Below are 16,313 nucleotides of genomic sequence, written 5' to 3'. Positions count from 1 at the left end.
GCCGAATTCGGGTCGCGGAGTCAAAAAACCTTGCTGATTGTTTTCAGGAGATTTGAACCATGAGTACTGCATTTTCCCTGGCACCACTGTTCCGTTCCTCGGTGGGTTTCGACCGTTTCAATGACCTGTTCGAAACCGCGCTACGCAACGAGCCAGGCAGCACCTACCCACCCTACAACGTGGAAAAGCACGGTGATGATCAATACCGCATCGTCGTAGCGGCCGCCGGTTTCCAGGAAGAAGACCTGGAGCTGCAAGTCGAGAAGGGTGTGCTGACCATCAGTGGCGGCAAGCGTGATGCCAACGAAGGCGTGACCTTCCTGCATCAAGGCATTGCCCAGCGCGCTTTCAAGCTGTCCTTCCGCCTGGCTGATCACATCGAGATCAAGGCCGCCGATCTGAGCAACGGTCTGCTGAGCATCGACCTGTTGCGGGTGATCCCGGAAGAAGCGAAAGCCAAGCGCATCCCGATCAACGGAGCGCAGAAGCCGGTTCTGCAATAAGGCCGAGCAAGAAAAAAGGGCGCCACTGGCGCCCTTTTTTTGTGCCCGTCATTCGAGCATCTTTTTCAACGCCTCCAACGCCACCGGCCGACTGTGCAGATAGCCCTGATACAAATGGCAGCCCAGCCCCTGAAGGAACGCCAGTTGCTCCGGCGTCTCCACGCCTTCGGCAATCACCTCCAGTTCCAGGCTGCGGGCCATGGCGACGATGGCGCGGATGATCTCGGCGTCGTTGGGGTCGGTGGTTGCGTCGCGGATGAACGACTGGTCGATTTTCAGGGTGTCCACCGGCAGGCGCTTGAGGTAGGTCAGCGATGAATAGCCGGTGCCGAAATCGTCCATGGCGAAACTCACACCGAGTTTTTTCAGGCGACGCATTTTGCTGATGGTGTCTTCCAGGTTCTGGATCACGATGCCCTCGGTGATCTCCAGTTTCAGCAGCGAGCAGGGCAGACCGTGGCTGCTCATGCTGTGTTCGATGCGTTCGACGAAGTCGTTCTGGCGGAACTGCCGTGGGCTGATGTTTACGCACAGGCTGAAGTTGAGCGGGTCGACCAGTTTCAGCGCGATCAATTGTTTGAACGCCTCACAGGCCTCATCGAGGATCCAGGTACCGACCTCCAGAATCAGCCCGCTGTCTTCCAGCACCTTGATGAATTCAGTGGGCGATTGCGCGCCGAGTTCCGGGTGATTCCAGCGCACCAGCGCCTCGGCGCCAATGATGCGGTTGTCCCGCGCATCGACCTGCGGCTGGTAGTGCACGTTGAATTCACCGCGCGACAACGCCAGACGTAAGTCAGTCTCCATGCGCAGCCGTTCGCTGGCCGCCTTTTGCATGGTGTTGTGGTACATCTGCGTGGTGTTGCGCCCGGAATCCTTGGCCCGGTACAGCGCAATGTCGGCGCGTTTGAGCAGGTCGGTCGGGGTCGAGCCGTGATCGGGAATCAGTGCCACGCCGATGCTCGGTGTCACTTGCAGGCGCTGGCCGTCGAGGAACATCGGCTCCGAGAGCAGTTCGCGAATGGTGTCGGCCAGTTCCCGCACTTGTGCACTGACCTCGTTGCGCGTGCCTTCGAGGCCACTGAGCAGCACCACGAATTCATCGCCGCCGAGACGCGCCACCGTGTCCTCCATGCGCACGCTGGCTTCAAGCCGCGCGGTGATGATTTTCAGCACCGTATCGCCGACCGGATGACCCAGCGAGTCGTTGATGTGCTTGAAGTGATCGAGGTCGAGGAACAGCAGCGCACCGCGCAGGTTGTGGCGCTTGAGCAGGGCAATCTGCTGGCTCAGGCGATCCATCAGCAAGGCGCGGTTGGGCAGATTGGTCAGCGGATCGTGATAGGCCAGATGGCGGATCTGTGCTTCAGCGTTTTTCAACAGGCTGACGTCCCGGGCGGTCAGCAGCAGGCACGCCGTTTCGTTGAGGGTGATCGGTTCGATCGACACTTCAACGGTCAGCAACTCACCGCGCTTGTTGCGCCCGAGCATTTCCTGATGGTGCACGCGGCCCTTGATCTGCAGTTCGGCAAGCAGAGCCGAGCGTTGTTTCTCTTCGGCCCAGATGCCGATCTGGTACACGGTCTTGCCCACCACTTCTTCAGCACGATAACCGGTGAGGCGGCAGAAACCGTCGTTGACCTCCAGATAGCGCCCGGTGTCACGTTCGGTGATGGTGATCGCGTCGGGGCTGGAGTGAAACGCCTTGGCGAATTTCTCTTCGCTGGCCTTGAGTGCGGCCTCGGAGCGCTGCTGTTGGGTGATGTCGCGCAGGGTGGTGACGATGCACGGCTGATTGCCGACGCTGATCTGCCGGCTGGAAATCACGCACGTCAGCGACTGGCCGTCCTTGTGCTGGACGATGATTGCGACATTGCTCAGGCCCTGTTCGCGGATCACCCGCTCGATACGTTGCAGGCTTTTCGCCGAGGCGTCCCACAGGCCGATGTCCTCGGCGGTGCGCCCGATCACGTCGGTGGCGCTCCAGCCGAAGGTCTGGGTGAAGCTGTTGTTGATTTCGATGAACTCGCCGCTGTCCTGACGGGTGACGCAGATCGGGTCGGGGCTGACCTGGAACAGCGTGGCGAATTTCTCTTCGGAGGCGACCAGACGTTGCTCGCGCTCGACCTGATCGGTGATGTCCAGCAAGGTCCCGGCCATACGCAGTGGCGCGCCATTTTCGTCGCGGTAGAGGCGGGCGCGGCTTTCCAGATAACGTGAGCTGCCATCCGCCAGTTGCACGCGATAGGTCAGTTGATAGTTGCCGGCCGGGCCTTCGCGCAGGCTGCGGTAGGCGTCGCGCATGCTGTCGCGCTCCTCACCGGGCACGCCTTCGAAAAACTCCTCGAATGATTCGTGAAACGGGATCGGCTCCAGCCCGTGCAATTGCGCGGCCCGCGCCGAGCCGTAGAGCATGCCGCTGGGAATGTGCCAGTCCCAAGTGCCGAGTTGCGCCGAGTCCAGCGCCAGATCAAGGCGTTCCTGACTGTCTTTCAAGGCGTGTTCGGCGGCTTTGCGTTCGGTGGTGTCGAGAAACGTGCTGAGCAGATACGGCTGGCCTTCGAGTTCGACCTTTTGCGCACTGAGGATACCGTCATGAATCTGCCCGTTGCTGGCGCGGAACTGCACTTCCATGCTGATCAATTCACCTTTGGCCTTGGTCTTTTTCACCAGCTCTGCGCGTTGTTCGGGGTGCACCCATAGGCCCAGTTCCAGTGTGGTGCGACCGATGGCGTCCTGGACCGGCCAGCCGAACAGGCTTTCGAAATACTGGTTGGCTTCGGTGATCAGGCCGTCTTCCTGGCGCGTCAGCAGCACCATGTTCGGGCACAGGTGAAAAAGTGTGGCGAAACGTTTCTCCGAGCTGCTCAGAGCCTGTTCGCGCTGGCGCTGGTGGGTGATTTCGCGAATCACCCCGATCATTCGGGGCCGGCCGTGTTTGTCCGGCAGCAGGCTGCCGCTGATTTCCAGCCAGTGCAGGCTGCCGTCGGGCCAGCGGATGCGGTGGTGCATCGCCTGTTCCAGCGGGGCGCCGGCAATCACCGCGTGGAAGGCGCGCACGGTTTTCGCCCGGTCTTCGGGCGGCAGCAGATCCAGATATTCAAGATCCTGCGGCAGCGGCTGCCGTGGATCGAAGCCGAACAGCGCCTGGGTACCCCGTGACCAGCTGATCTGCCCGCGCTCGATGTCCCAATACCAGGCGCCGAGCCGGGCGCCGTTGAGCGCGGCGAGCAATTGCGGCGCACTCTCCCAGCTCTGCTCGGAACGTCGCGGATCAATGGCCTGAATACGCGGCATCGGCGGAATTCGGTCAACAGATTTCGGCATTGTTAACGGGCCTTGAGCTGATGGTGGCGTTAGGCACAGGGACAGCGGCTCTATAGGAGTAGCACAAGTTAGCCTGGAGTCCCTGGCAGATCGATTTGCGCATCCAGCAAGGCCATGAAAGCCCTTGCCGCATTCGACAGCGTCCGTTCGGTGTGCACGATATAGCCTAGCTGGCGACTGAGCTGTATGCCCGGCAAAGGTATGCGCGCCACCTGTTCATCAAGCATGGTGCGTGGCAGAACACTCCAGGCCAGACCAATGGAGACCATCATCTTGATGGTTTCCAGGTAGTTGGTGCTCATGGCGATGTTCGGCGTCAGCCCTTGGGCTTCGAACAAGCGTTGGACAATGTGATGAGTAAAGGTGTTGCCTCCGGGAAAAACGGCCGGATGACCGGCAATGTCCGCCAGGCTCACCGCGCCGTTGCTGATCAGCGAATGCTCCGGCGCCACCACGAAATCCAGCGGGTCGTCCCACACCGGCGTGGCTTTGACCAGCGAGTGTGGCTCTGGCGCCAGGGTGATGACTGCCAGTTCAGCGCGGCCATGGAGAATTTCCTCGTAGGCCACTTCCGAATCGAGAAACTGAATATCCAGCGCCACTTGTGGGTAGCGGCGGGTGAATTCCCTCAATAGCGGCGGCAAACGGTGCAGGCCGATGTGGTGACTGGTGGCCAGGGTCAGCCGACCGCTGACTTCGCCGGTCAGGTTGGTCAGGGCGCGGCGGGTGTCGTCCAGCACGTTGAGAATCTGATAAGCCCGGGGCAACAGGGCGCGGCCGGCCTCGGTCAGGCCGACTTCACGACCGAGTCGGTCGAACAGCCGCACCTTCAATTGTTGCTCCAGTCCGGCGATGCGTTTGCTGATCGCCGGTTGCGTCAGATGCAGGCGTTCCCCGGCGCCGGAGAAGCTGCCGGTCTCGGCGATGGCGATAAAAGCATTGAGGTTGGCCAGATCCATGGTTCGTATTCCAGTTAGTTATCCAAAGCATAAAAAATATGAATTTGAGTTATTTAATGTAACCCCATAGGATCGGCCTCACAAGCCAAAGGGTTATTGATAAGCCCAGGGCATAGAAACAAGCTGATGAGGAACCGTCTGATGGCCGGCAAAACGCTCTACGACAAGCTCTGGGATTCGCATTTGGTCAAACAGCGCGACGATGGCTCGGCGCTGATCTATATCGATCGTCACATCATCCACGAAGTGACCTCGCCGCAAGCCTTCGAAGGCCTGCGTCTGGCCGGGCGCAAGCCGTGGCGCATCGATGCCAACATCGCGACCCCGGACCACAACGTACCGACGACACCGGAGCGCAAGGGCGGCATCGCCGCGATTGCCGACCAGGTCTCGCGTTTGCAAGTTCAGACCCTCGATGACAATTGTGATGAGTACGGCATTGTCGAGTTCAAGATGAACGACATCCGTCAGGGCATCGTCCACGTGATCAGCCCGGAGCAGGGCGCGACCTTGCCGGGCATGACCGTGGTCTGCGGCGACTCGCACACCTCGACCCACGGCGCTTTCGGTGCCTTGGCACACGGGATCGGCACTTCCGAAGTGGAGCACGTGCTCGCCACCCAGTGCCTGGTCGCGAAGAAAATGAAGAACATGCTGGTGCGCGTCGAAGGTCAGTTGCCATTCGGTGTGACCGCCAAGGACATCGTCCTCGCGGTGATCGGCAAGATCGGCACCGCCGGCGGTAACGGCCATGCCATCGAGTTCGCCGGCAGCGCGATCCGCGACCTGTCCGTCGAAGGCCGCATGACCATCTGCAACATGTCCATCGAAGCCGGCGCCCGTGTGGGCCTGGTGGCTGCGGACGAAAAGACTGTCGAATACGTCAAGGGCCGTCCGTTCGCACCGACCGGCGCGCAGTGGGATCAGGCGGTTGAAGCCTGGAAAGACCTGGTCTCCGACGCCGACGCCAAGTTCGACACCGTAGTTGAGTTGGACGCTGCACAGATCAAGCCGCAAGTCAGCTGGGGCACTTCGCCTGAAATGGTGCTGGCCGTTGATCAGAACGTGCCGGATCCGGCCAAAGAGATGGATCTGGTCAAGCGCGATTCGATCGTCCGCGCCTTGAAATACATGGGTTTGACCGCCAATCAGGCGATCACCGACATTCAGCTGGATCGCGTGTTCATCGGCTCTTGCACCAACTCGCGCATCGAAGACTTGCGCGCTGCAGCCGTGATCGCCAAGGGTCGCAAAGTCGCTTCGACGATCAAGCAGGCAATCGTCGTACCGGGCTCGGGTCTGGTGAAGGCGCAGGCGGAAGCCGAAGGTCTGGACAAGATTTTCCTCGAAGCCGGTTTCGAATGGCGTGAGCCGGGTTGCTCGATGTGCCTGGCGATGAACCCGGACCGTTTGGAGTCCGGCGAGCATTGCGCCTCGACTTCCAACCGTAACTTCGAAGGCCGTCAGGGTGCCGGTGGCCGTACCCACCTCGTGAGCCCGGCCATGGCCGCTGCGGCGGCGGTGAACGGTCGTTTCATCGACGTTCGTGAATTGATCTGAAGGAGAGCGCAGCATGAAAGCTTTTACCCAGCACACTGGTCTTGTCGCGCCTCTGGATCGTGCCAACGTCGACACCGACCAGATTATCCCGAAGCAGTTTTTGAAGTCGATCAAGCGCACCGGTTTCGGCCCGAACCTGTTCGACGAGTGGCGTTACCTGGATGTCGGCCAGCCGTACCAGGACAACTCTAAGCGCCCGTTGAACAAGGAGTTCGTGCTCAACGCCGAGCGTTATCAAGGCGCCAGTGTGTTGCTGGCCCGCGAGAACTTCGGTTGCGGCTCCAGCCGTGAACACGCGCCATGGGCACTGGAAGAATACGGTTTCCGCAGCATCATCGCGCCGAGCTACGCCGACATCTTCTTCAACAACAGCTTCAAGAACGGCTTGCTGCCGATCATCCTGAGCGACGCTGAAGTCGATGAATTGTTCAAGCAGGTCGAGGCCGAGCCGGGCTATCAATTGCAGATCGATCTGCACGAACAGACCGTGACCAGCCCGAACGGCAAGGTGTACCGCTTCGAGATCGACGCGTTCCGCAAGCATTGCTTGTTGAATGGGCTGGACGATATCGGCCTGACCTTGCAGGACGGTGATGCAATTGCTGCGTTCGAGGCCAAGCATCGTGTGAGCCAGCCGTGGTTGTTCCGCGACGCATAAGATTGATGTAGTCAGGGCTGGCCCCTTCGCGAGCAAGCTCGCTCCCACATTTGAAATGCATTCCCCTGTGGGAGCGGGCTTGCTCGCGAAGAGGCCGGCCCAAACAACACAAATACCAGGAAGTGACCATGACCAGCACCGCCCAGCACAGTCAGGTTGTACAAAAGCAATTCGGTGAACAGGCCGCCGCCTACCTGAGCAGCGCTGTTCACGCTCAAGGCACCGAATTCGCGCTGCTACAGGCTGAACTGGCCGGGCAGGGCGACGCCCGGGTGCTGGACCTGGGTTGCGGCGCCGGTCATGTGAGTTTTCATGTGGCGCCACTGGTCAAGGAAGTGGTGGCCTACGACCTGTCGCAGCAGATGCTCGATGTGGTGGCCGCTGCGGCGGTTGATCGCGGCATGAACAACATTGCCACGGTCAACGGCGCCGCCGAGCGCCTGCCGTTTGCCGATGGTGAATTCGATTACGTGTTCAGCCGTTATTCGGCGCACCATTGGAGCGATCTCGGGGTGGCGCTGCGTGAAGTGCGTCGGGTGCTGAAGCCCGGCGGTGTGGCGGCGTTCGTTGACGTGTTGTCACCGGGCAGTCCGTTGTTTGACACTTACCTGCAAAGCGTCGAAGTGCTGCGCGACACCAGCCATGTGCGCGATTATTCCGCCGCTGAGTGGTTGCGTCAGGTCAGCGAGGCCGGGCTGCATACCCGCAGCACCAGTCGTCAGCGCCTGCGTCTGGAGTACAGCAGTTGGGTGGAGCGTATGCGCACGCCCGAAGTGATGCGCGCGGCGATCCGCCAGTTGCAGCAGTCGATGGGCAACGAAGTGCGCGAATATTTTGAGATTGATGCCGACGGCTCATTCAGTACAGATGTGATTGTGCTGATGGCCGAACGATAAGAATTTTTCCCGGCGCGCCCATTATAAGCGCACCGATTGAAGACACGAGGAAAGCATGAGCAAGCAGATTCTGATTCTCCCAGGTGACGGTATTGGTCCGGAAATCATGGCCGAAGCGGTCAAGGTGCTGGAGCTGGCGAACGACAAGTACAGCCTGGGCTTCGAGCTGAGCCATGACGTGATCGGTGGCGCCGCCATCGACAAGCATGGCGTGCCGTTGGCCGACGAAACCCTCGAACGTGCCCGTGCTGCCGACGCCGTGCTGCTGGGCGCAGTGGGCGGCCCGAAATGGGACGCCATCGAGCGTGACATCCGCCCTGAGCGCGGTCTGCTGAAAATCCGTGCGCAACTGGGCCTGTTCGGCAACCTGCGTCCGGCGATCCTCTACCCGCAACTGGCCGACGCTTCGAGCCTGAAGCCGGAAATTGTTGCCGGTCTGGATATCCTGATCGTCCGTGAGCTGACCGGCGGCATCTACTTCGGCGCGCCACGCGGCACCCGCACCCTGGAAAACGGCGAGCGTCAGTCCTACGACACCCTGCCGTACAGCGAAAGCGAAATCCGCCGCATCGCCCGTGTCGGTTTCGACATGGCCATGGTCCGTGGCAAGAAGCTGTGTTCGGTGGACAAGGCCAACGTGCTGGCGTCCAGCCAATTGTGGCGTGAAGTGGTCGAGCAGGTCGCCAAGGATTACCCTGAAGTCGAGCTGAGCCACATGTACGTCGACAACGCCGCCATGCAACTGGTGCGCGCGCCGAAGCAGTTCGACGTGATCGTCACCGACAACATGTTCGGCGACATTCTCTCCGACGAAGCCTCGATGCTCACCGGTTCCATCGGCATGCTGCCGTCGGCCTCGTTGGATTCGAACAACAAGGGCATGTACGAGCCGTGCCACGGTTCGGCCCCGGACATCGCCGGCAAAGGCATTGCCAACCCGTTGGCGACCATTCTGTCGGTGTCGATGATGCTGCGTTACAGCTTCAATCTGCACGACGCGGCCGATGCAATCGAGAAAGCCGTCAGCGTGGTGCTGGATCAAGGCTTGCGCACCGGCGACATCTATTCGGCCGGTTGCACTAAAGTCGGAACGCAGGAAATGGGTGACGCAGTAGTCGCCGCGCTGCGGAATCTGTAATCTCTCGGGCCCGCTGCGAAATTCAATACAAAGCAGCGGCCCACTTTTCAAGAAGGTGTAGTTGCGATGAAACGTGTAGGTCTGATCGGTTGGCGCGGCATGGTCGGTTCCGTGCTCATGCAGCGGATGCTGGAAGAGCAGGATTTCGATCTTATCGAGCCGGTGTTTTTCACCACTTCCAATGTCGGTGGCCAAGGCCCGTCCGTGGGCAAGGACATTGCTCCGCTCAAGGACGCTTACAGCATTGAAGAGCTGAAAACCCTCGACGTGATTCTGACCTGCCAGGGCGGCGACTACACCAGCGAAGTGTTCCCGAAGCTGCGCGAAGCCGGCTGGCAGGGTTACTGGATCGACGCGGCTTCCAGCCTGCGGATGAACGATGACGCCGTCATCATTCTCGACCCGGTCAACCGCAAGGTCATCGACCAGCAACTGGACGCGGGCACCAAGAACTACATCGGCGGCAACTGCACCGTCAGCCTGATGCTGATGGGCCTGGGCGGTCTGTTCGAAGCCGGTCTGGTCGAGTGGATGAGCGCCATGACTTATCAGGCGGCCTCCGGTGCCGGCGCGCAGAACATGCGTGAACTGATCAAGCAGATGGGCGCGACCCACGCTGCGGTGGCCGATCAACTGGCCGATCCAGCGAGCGCGATCCTCGACATCGACCGTCGCGTGGCCGAGGCCATGCGCAGCGACGCGTACCCGACCGAAAACTTCGGCGTACCGCTGGCCGGAAGCCTGATTCCGTGGATCGACAAGGAACTGCCGAACGGCCAGAGCCGCGAAGAGTGGAAGGCCCAGGCCGAGACCAACAAGATCCTCGGCCGCTTCAAGAGCCCGATCCCGGTCGACGGCATCTGCGTGCGCATCGGCGCCATGCGTTGTCACAGCCAGGCGCTGACCATCAAGCTGAACAAAGACGTGCCGATCGCTGATATCGAAGGGCTGATCAGCCAGCACAACCCTTGGGTCAAACTGGTGCCGAACAACCGCGACATCAGCATGCAGGAGCTGAGCCCGACCAAGGTCACCGGCACCCTGAACGTACCGGTGGGTCGTCTGCGCAAGCTGAACATGGGCTCGCAATTCGTCGGTGCCTTCACCGTCGGCGACCAACTGCTGTGGGGCGCGGCCGAACCGCTGCGTCGCATGCTGCGGATCCTGCTGGAGCGTTGATCGCTTGATGCAATGAAAGAACCCGTGCCTTGTGATAGGTGCGGGTTTTTTTATGCCTGAGGTTTTCCGGTGTCAGGTCTGGCGCCTTCGCGAGCAAGCCCGCTCCCACCCTTGAAATGCGTTCCCCCTGTGGGAGCGGGCTTGCTCGCGAAGAGGTCAGAACAGACACTGCAAGTCCCGCAGAAATTGCCTGCATCTCACTCACCCGGTAAAGTGCCGCTCCCCCCGTTTCGCCAGAGGTAGAACCATGACCCAGACCCTTGATATTGCCGTCGTCGGCGCCACCGGTACTGTCGGCGAAACCCTCGTACAGATTCTCGAAGAGCGCGACTTCCCGGTCGGCAACCTGCACCTGCTGGCCAGCAGCGAATCCGCCGGCAGTTCGGTGCTGTTTCGCAACAAGAACGTGCGCGTGCGTGAAGTCGACGAGTTCGATTTCAGCAAGGTCAAACTGGTGTTCTTTGCCGCTGGCGCTGCCGTTTCCCTGAGTTACGCGGCGCGTGCCCACGCGGCCGGTTGCTCGCTGATCGATCTGTCCGGCGCATTGCCGGCCGAGCAGGCGCCGCAAGTGGTGCCGGAGGCCAACGCCGAGGTCATTGCCGGTCTGAAAGCACCGTTCCAGGTCAGCAGCCCAAGCCCTTCGGCGACGACGCTGGCCGTGGTGCTGGCGCCGCTGCTCGATTTGCTCGAACTGCAATACGTCAACGTCACCGCCAATCTGGCCGTGTCAGCCCAAGGTCGCGAAGCTGTGACCGAGCTGGCGCGGCAGACCGCTGAGTTGCTGAACATGCGTCCGCTGGAGCCGACTTTCTTTGATCGGCAGATGGCCTTCAACCTGTTGGCCCAGGTCGGCACGCCCGACGCTCAAGGCCACACGCTGCTGGAAAAACGGCTGGTGCGCGAGTTGCGTCAGGTGCTGAAGCAGCCTTTATTAAAGATTTCCGCCACTTGCGTTCAAGCCCCGGTGTTTTTTGGCGATAGCTATAGCGTGACCTTGCAGTCAGCGAGCGCGGTCGACCTGGCAAAGGTCAACGCTGCGCTTGAGAATGCGCCCGGCATCGAGCTGGTTGAGGCCGGCGATTATCCGACTGCGGTGGGTGACGCGGTGGGGCAGGACGTTGTCTATGTCGGTCGGGTGCGCAGCGGTGTCGACGACCCGGCGGAACTTAATCTGTGGCTGACGTCAGATAACGTACGCAAAGGCGCCGCCCTGAATGCTGTGCAGGTCGCTGAATTGTTGATAAAAGACCTGCTGTAAAAGATACTTGGCAACAATTTGTCGACTGATTCTAGGTGAGCGCTATGCTTGCCCGGAGCACTTGATAACGTGTCACCCTCCGGGACTTTCCGGGGCATCAAAGAAATGATCGCGCGCGGCAGTCTGTCGTCGTCGCGCGCAATGCCTTACGGCAGCGGCAATCAACATCTTCTCGCTGGCCGAGGAACGTTCAAACAAAGGATGAGGCTATGGTTCAAGTTCGCAAACTGGTGTTAGCAATAGCGGCCGCCTCGGCGCTGTCCTCCGGTATGGCGCATGCCCTCGGGCTCGGGGAGCTGACCCTGAAGTCGACCCTGAACCAGCCGCTGGTGGCCGAGATCGAGCTGCTCGACGTCAAGGATCTCACCGCTGCCGAAGTGGTGCCGAGCCTGGCTTCACCCGAAGATTTCGCCAAGGCCGGTGTCGATCGCCAGGCCTTCCTCAACGACCTGACGTTCACTCCGGTGCTCAACGCCAGCGGCAAAAGCGTGCTGCGCGTAACGTCGAGCAAGCCGCTGTCGGAACCGATGGTGAAATTCCTCGTGCAGGTGATGTGGCCGAATGGCCGTCTGCTGCGCGATTACAGTGTGCTGCTGGATCCGTCGAAATTCTCGCCACAGACCGCTGACGCCGCTGCGCAACCGGCACCGTCGCAGACCATCACCGCACCGACCACCGGCGCCACGCACCCGTCGCAATACACCACCACGCCGCGCGACACCCTGTGGGAAATTGCCGCGAAGGCGCGCACCGGCGGTTCGGTGCAGCAGACCATGCTGGCGATTCAGGCGCTCAACCCGGATGCGTTCATCGACGGCAACATCAACCGGCTGAAAACCGGTCAGGTGCTGCGCCTGCCGGACTCGGTGGAAAGCACCGCGCTGCCGCAATCGAAAGCGATTGCCGAAGTCGCCGCGCAGAACGAAGCCTGGCGTCAGGGTCGTCGCTATGTGGCCAAGCCGGGTACCGGCCAGCAGCAGCTCGATGCCACCAAGCGTGGTCGCAGCAATGTCGGCGCCGGCCAGAATGCCAAGGACAACCTGAGTCTGGTCTCTGCCGAAAACGCCAAAGGGCGTGGCAAAGGCCCGGCCGGCGATGCCAAGGCCTTGAGCAACAAGCTGGCGGTGACTCAGGAAAGCCTCGACACGACCCGTCGTGACAACGAGGAACTGAAAAGCCGCATGGCCGATCTGCAAAGTCAGCTGGACAAGCTGCAACGCCTGATCGAGCTGAAGAACAATCAACTGGCGAAGATGCAGGCCGAAGGCCCGGGCGCTGCGCCAGCCGCCACTGCTGCCGTACCGGCGATCACCGCCGAACTGGCTGCAACCCCTCCAGCCACCCCGGCAGAAGCGGCGCCAACACCTGAATCGGCGATTGCGCCACCGGTCGACACGCCTGCTGAAAGGCCGGTGGTCGCGCCGAAACCGGTTATTGACGAGGATAAAACCTTCAATGAACTGCTGACCAATCCGATCCTGCTGGGTCTGATCGGTGGCGGTGCGGTGGTGTTGCTGCTTCTGCTGTTGCTGCTGGCCCGTCGCCGCAAAGCCCAGCAGGAAGCCGAGAAACACCTGCGCATGGCCCGTGCTCTGGCGGAAGAGCAAGAGTTCTCCGCCGAGCAGGATCTGCCGGAAAGCAGCTTCGAAGGCCTGGAAACACCTGCTGCCAGCGTCAAGCTCAACACCCCGGCACCTGCGCCAGCGCCTGCTGCGGTAGTGGCTCCGGTGGTGATGGCTGAGCCGATTGCCGCGCCATTGGTCGCACCGTCCGCCGAGCGTTCCGATGACGTGCTGGACAAAGCGCAGTCGCACATCAATGCCGGTCGCCTGAATCAGGCCGCAGCGTTGCTGGAAGAGGGCGTCAGCCTCGAGCCGCAACGCAGTGATCTGCGTCTGAAACTGATGGAAGTCTACGGTCAGCAGGGTGACCGCGATGCGTTCGTCGCTCAGGAGCGTCAGTTGGTGGCCAACGGCGATAACTTCGCCAAGGTCGAAGAGCTGAAAAAACGCTTCCCGGCCATGGCGGTCGTCGCTGTCGCGGGTCTGGCTGCAGCGGCAGCCGCCGCCGAACTCGATGCGCAATACGTCAAGGAGCTGCTGCTCGACGAGCCAGAGGCGCCTGCGCCTGAGCCTGCGGCGGACGACCTGGATAGCGCGTTCGACCTGAGCCTGGACGATCTCGACAACATCACTCCGGTTGAGCCTGCACCTGTTGTTGAGCCTGAAGCTCCGGTGGAGCTGGACGAGTTCCCGGCCGACGACGATCTGAGCTTTGAATCGGTGCTGCAACAGCAGACCGAGATCAAAGAGAACCTCGACGACCTGTCGGACTTCGACCTCGATCTGGATCTGGGTGCCGAGCCTGCGCCAGCCCCGGCGGCGGATCTGGCGGATGATGACTTCCTGCTGGATCTGGACGAAGGCGTGAAAGATCTGTCGCCGGCCGAGCCTGTGGTCGCCAACGAAGTGCCACAGGACGATCTGGAGCTGCCGGCGGATTTCGATCTGTCGCTGGCTGATGAAATGGACAGCAACCCGGCGGCCGAGCCTGACGCATTCGCAGCGGAACTGAATGACGTCAACGCCGAGCTGGATCGCCTGTCGCAGAGCATCGCCGAGCCGACCTTCACCGAAGCCGATGCGGCCATGGGCGATGATCTGGGCGAGGACGATTTCGACTTCCTCGCCGGCACCGACGAAGCCGCGACCAAACTCGATCTGGCCCAGGCCTACATCGATATGGGCGACAGCGACGGCGCACGCGACATCCTCAACGAAGTGTTGACCGAGGGTGACGAAAAGCAGCGTGGCGAAGCCAAGGAAATGCTTTCGCACCTGGCATGAGCCAGCGTCAGCAGTAAACGGAACGGCAGCCCATCGAGGCTGCCGTTTTTGTTTGGGCTGGATTTCTGTGGTGCCTGATCGACCGCCTTCGCGAGCAAGCCCGCTCCCACATTTGGAATACATTCCTCCTGTGGGAGCGGGCTTGCTCGCGAAGAGGTCGGATCGGTCAACACAGAACTGACTGGCATCCCCGACCCACAGCCTTATAATGCCCGCCTTTGTACCTCAGCAGGCTGTCCCACCTTGGCAAACATAGATAACCCGGTCGCCGAAATGGCACCCGAAGGCTTTTACCGTGTGGCACTGGGCGTCGAGTACAAAGGCTCGCGCTACAGCGGCTGGCAGCGTCAGTTGACCGGCGTGGCCACGGTGCAGGAAGAGCTCGAAAAAGCCTTGTCGAAAGTCGCCAATTCGCCGATTTCGCTGCAGTGCGCCGGGCGTACCGATGCCGGGGTGCATGCTTGCGGACAAGTGGTTCATTTCGACACGCCAGTCGATCGTTCGCTGAAAGCCTGGGTGATGGGCGCCAATATCAATCTGCCCCACGACATCAGTGTCAGCTGGGCGCGGGTGATGCCGGCGCATTTCCATGCGCGGTTCAAAGCCATCGCCCGGCGTTATCGCTATGTCATCTACAACGATCAGATTCGTCCGGCGCATCTCAACGAAGAGATCACCTGGAACCACCGCCCACTCGACGTTGAGCGCATGGCTGAAGCGGCGCAATACCTGATCGGCACTCACGATTTCAGTGCGTTCCGTGCTGGTCAGTGCCAGGCCAAGTCGCCGATCAAGAAGATGCATCATCTGCGCGTGACTCGCCACGGCAAGATGATCGTTCTCGATATTCGCGCCAACGCCTTTTTGCACCACATGGTGCGCAACATTGCCGGTGTGCTGATGACCATCGGTGCCGGCGAGCGGCCGGTCGAGTGGATGAAGGAAGTGCTGGAAAGCCGCGAGCGCCGTTCCGGTGGCGTGACAGCGCATCCGTACGGGTTGTATCTGGTGCAGGTCGAGTATCACGATGAATTTCCGTTGCCCGAGCGTTTTATCGGGCCACATTTCCTTACGGGTTTCTCGGAACTTGACGGCTGACGCCCTCGAACGCATTTGTTACCATCCGGGACTTTCCCGAATTTGACGCGGAGTTTTTCTCGATATGTCAGCCGTTCGCAGCAAGATCTGCGGGATTACCCGCATAGAAGATGCGTTGGCAGCGGTCGAGGCCGGGGCGGATGCGATCGGGTTCGTGTTCTACGCCAAGAGCCCGCGTGCAGTGAGCGTGCAGCAGGCAAGGGCGATCATCCAGGCCTTGCCGCCGTTCGTGACGACGGTGGGCCTGTTCGTCAATGCCAGCCGCTGCGAGTTGGGGGAAATCCTCGATGCCGTGCCGCTGGACCTGTTGCAGTTCCATGGCGACGAGACCGCTGAACAGTGCGAAGGTTGGCATCGTCCGTACATCAAGGCATTGCGGGTCAAGGCTGGCGATGACATCGCGGCTGCCGTCGATGCCTATCCGAGTGCCAGTGGCGTGCTGCTCGACACTTACGTCGAAGGCGTGCCGGGCGGAACCGGCGAGGCGTTCGACTGGTCTTTGATTCCGCAAGCTTTGAGCAAGCCGCTGATCCTGGCCGGTGGCCTCACCCCGGAAAACGTCGCCGACGCTGTGGCCCGGGTCAAACCGTACGCGGTCGATGTCAGCGGCGGGGTAGAAGCGAGCAAGGGCATCAAGGATCATGCGAAGATCCGCGCGTTCATCAATGCCGTACGTAGAAGCTCGCAGGGAGCGTCTACTTCGATGTGACGGCTGGCGAACTGCCGCCGTCCATCAATGCACTTGCACAAAGCAGGCGAGGCTGAGGGTTTCTGGAGTTGCACGCAGGTCATGTTCCGCGCTGACCGCGGCGTTCCACCAACCATCGCCACACACATGAATTTAGCTGAAGGGCATACGCGGGGCTGCGAACCAGAGCGTTCGGGCCGCCG

Annotated in this window: 12 protein-coding genes; 10 read left to right on the top strand and 2 right to left on the bottom strand. The window is 60.9% G+C overall.

Annotated features, from left to right (window positions below):
• Positions 1 to 59: 59 nt before the first annotated feature.
• Complete coding sequence (locus ACOYXI_RS09380; RefSeq protein ID WP_007969230.1) at positions 60 to 503, top strand: Hsp20 family protein; 444 nt, start codon at positions 60 to 62, stop codon at positions 501 to 503.
• 48 nt (positions 504 to 551) lie between these two features.
• Here ACOYXI_RS09380 and ACOYXI_RS09375 read toward each other — a convergent pair whose 3' ends face one another.
• A complete protein-coding gene (locus tag ACOYXI_RS09375; RefSeq protein ID WP_461674770.1) occupies positions 552 to 3,830 on the bottom strand; it encodes a PAS domain S-box protein in 3,279 nt (1,092 codons plus the stop codon).
• Positions 3,831 to 3,898: 68 nt separating this feature from the next.
• On the bottom strand, positions 3,899 to 4,789 hold the full coding sequence (locus ACOYXI_RS09370; RefSeq protein ID WP_083368466.1) for a LysR family transcriptional regulator: 891 nt from the start codon (positions 4,787 to 4,789) through the stop codon (positions 3,899 to 3,901).
• Positions 4,790 to 4,930: 141 nt separating this feature from the next.
• Here ACOYXI_RS09370 and leuC point away from each other — a divergent pair, with 141 nt between their 5' ends.
• The 9 genes from leuC to ACOYXI_RS09325 all read left to right on the top strand — a co-directional run bounded on the left by leuC (position 4,931) and on the right by ACOYXI_RS09325 (position 16,131).
• Positions 4,931 to 6,349: a 3-isopropylmalate dehydratase large subunit gene (gene leuC / locus ACOYXI_RS09365; protein ID WP_027611528.1), complete on the top strand. Its 1,419-nt coding sequence runs from the start codon at positions 4,931 to 4,933 to the stop codon at positions 6,347 to 6,349.
• Positions 6,350 to 6,362: 13 nt separating this feature from the next.
• Positions 6,363 to 7,007: a 3-isopropylmalate dehydratase small subunit gene (gene leuD / locus ACOYXI_RS09360; RefSeq protein ID WP_007969234.1), complete on the top strand. Its 645-nt coding sequence runs from the start codon at positions 6,363 to 6,365 to the stop codon at positions 7,005 to 7,007.
• A gap of 128 nt (positions 7,008 to 7,135) precedes the next feature.
• Complete coding sequence (locus ACOYXI_RS09355) at positions 7,136 to 7,903, top strand: class I SAM-dependent methyltransferase (protein ID WP_461674769.1); 768 nt, start codon at positions 7,136 to 7,138, stop codon at positions 7,901 to 7,903.
• A gap of 55 nt (positions 7,904 to 7,958) precedes the next feature.
• Positions 7,959 to 9,041: a 3-isopropylmalate dehydrogenase gene (gene leuB / locus ACOYXI_RS09350; protein WP_210558995.1), complete on the top strand. Its 1,083-nt coding sequence runs from the start codon at positions 7,959 to 7,961 to the stop codon at positions 9,039 to 9,041.
• Positions 9,042 to 9,107: 66 nt separating this feature from the next.
• Complete coding sequence (asd, locus tag ACOYXI_RS09345; RefSeq protein WP_003226428.1) at positions 9,108 to 10,220, top strand: aspartate-semialdehyde dehydrogenase; 1,113 nt, start codon at positions 9,108 to 9,110, stop codon at positions 10,218 to 10,220.
• A 247-nt stretch (positions 10,221 to 10,467) separates the two neighbouring features.
• Positions 10,468 to 11,478, top strand: a complete 1,011-nt coding sequence (locus ACOYXI_RS09340) for an aspartate-semialdehyde dehydrogenase (protein ID WP_461674768.1) — start codon at positions 10,468 to 10,470, stop codon at positions 11,476 to 11,478.
• Between the two features lie 209 nt (positions 11,479 to 11,687).
• Positions 11,688 to 14,324: a FimV/HubP family polar landmark protein gene (locus ACOYXI_RS09335; RefSeq protein WP_461674767.1), complete on the top strand. Its 2,637-nt coding sequence runs from the start codon at positions 11,688 to 11,690 to the stop codon at positions 14,322 to 14,324.
• Between the two features lie 273 nt (positions 14,325 to 14,597).
• Positions 14,598 to 15,422, top strand: coding sequence for a tRNA pseudouridine(38-40) synthase TruA (gene truA / locus ACOYXI_RS09330; RefSeq protein ID WP_177439981.1), 825 nt, complete (start codon positions 14,598 to 14,600; stop codon positions 15,420 to 15,422).
• Positions 15,423 to 15,486: 64 nt separating this feature from the next.
• The gene (locus ACOYXI_RS09325) at positions 15,487 to 16,131 is read left to right on the top strand and encodes a phosphoribosylanthranilate isomerase (protein ID WP_139055550.1); all 645 of its coding nucleotides are present in this window, start codon (positions 15,487 to 15,489) and stop codon (positions 16,129 to 16,131) included.
• Positions 16,132 to 16,313 lie beyond the last annotated feature (182 nt).

It is taken from the genome of Pseudomonas sp. G3-19 (genome assembly GCF_054855875.1).
Note: the sequence above shows the minus strand (reverse complement) of the source record. Positions and strands in the feature narration are given on the sequence as shown.

Bases quoted from the DNA above. Each gene is read 5' to 3' on its own strand.
- ACOYXI_RS09370 (WP_083368466.1), bottom strand. From the start codon at position 4,789: ATGGATCTGGCCAACCTCAATGCTTTTATCGCCATCGCCGAGACCGGC.
- ACOYXI_RS09335 (WP_461674767.1), top strand. From the start codon at position 11,688: ATGGTTCAAGTTCGCAAACTGGTGTTAGCAATAGCGGCCGCCTCGGCG.
- ACOYXI_RS09325 (WP_139055550.1), top strand. From the start codon at position 15,487: ATGTCAGCCGTTCGCAGCAAGATCTGCGGGATTACCCGCATAGAAGAT.
- ACOYXI_RS09375 (WP_461674770.1), bottom strand. From the start codon at position 3,830: ATGCCGAAATCTGTTGACCGAATTCCGCCGATGCCGCGTATTCAGGCC.
- leuB (WP_210558995.1), top strand. From the start codon at position 7,959: ATGAGCAAGCAGATTCTGATTCTCCCAGGTGACGGTATTGGTCCGGAA.
- leuC (WP_027611528.1), top strand. From the start codon at position 4,931: ATGGCCGGCAAAACGCTCTACGACAAGCTCTGGGATTCGCATTTGGTC.
- ACOYXI_RS09340 (WP_461674768.1), top strand. From the start codon at position 10,468: ATGACCCAGACCCTTGATATTGCCGTCGTCGGCGCCACCGGTACTGTC.
- ACOYXI_RS09380 (WP_007969230.1), top strand. From the start codon at position 60: ATGAGTACTGCATTTTCCCTGGCACCACTGTTCCGTTCCTCGGTGGGT.
- asd (WP_003226428.1), top strand. From the start codon at position 9,108: ATGAAACGTGTAGGTCTGATCGGTTGGCGCGGCATGGTCGGTTCCGTG.
- truA (WP_177439981.1), top strand. From the start codon at position 14,598: ATGGCACCCGAAGGCTTTTACCGTGTGGCACTGGGCGTCGAGTACAAA.
- leuD (WP_007969234.1), top strand. From the start codon at position 6,363: ATGAAAGCTTTTACCCAGCACACTGGTCTTGTCGCGCCTCTGGATCGT.
- ACOYXI_RS09355 (WP_461674769.1), top strand. From the start codon at position 7,136: ATGACCAGCACCGCCCAGCACAGTCAGGTTGTACAAAAGCAATTCGGT.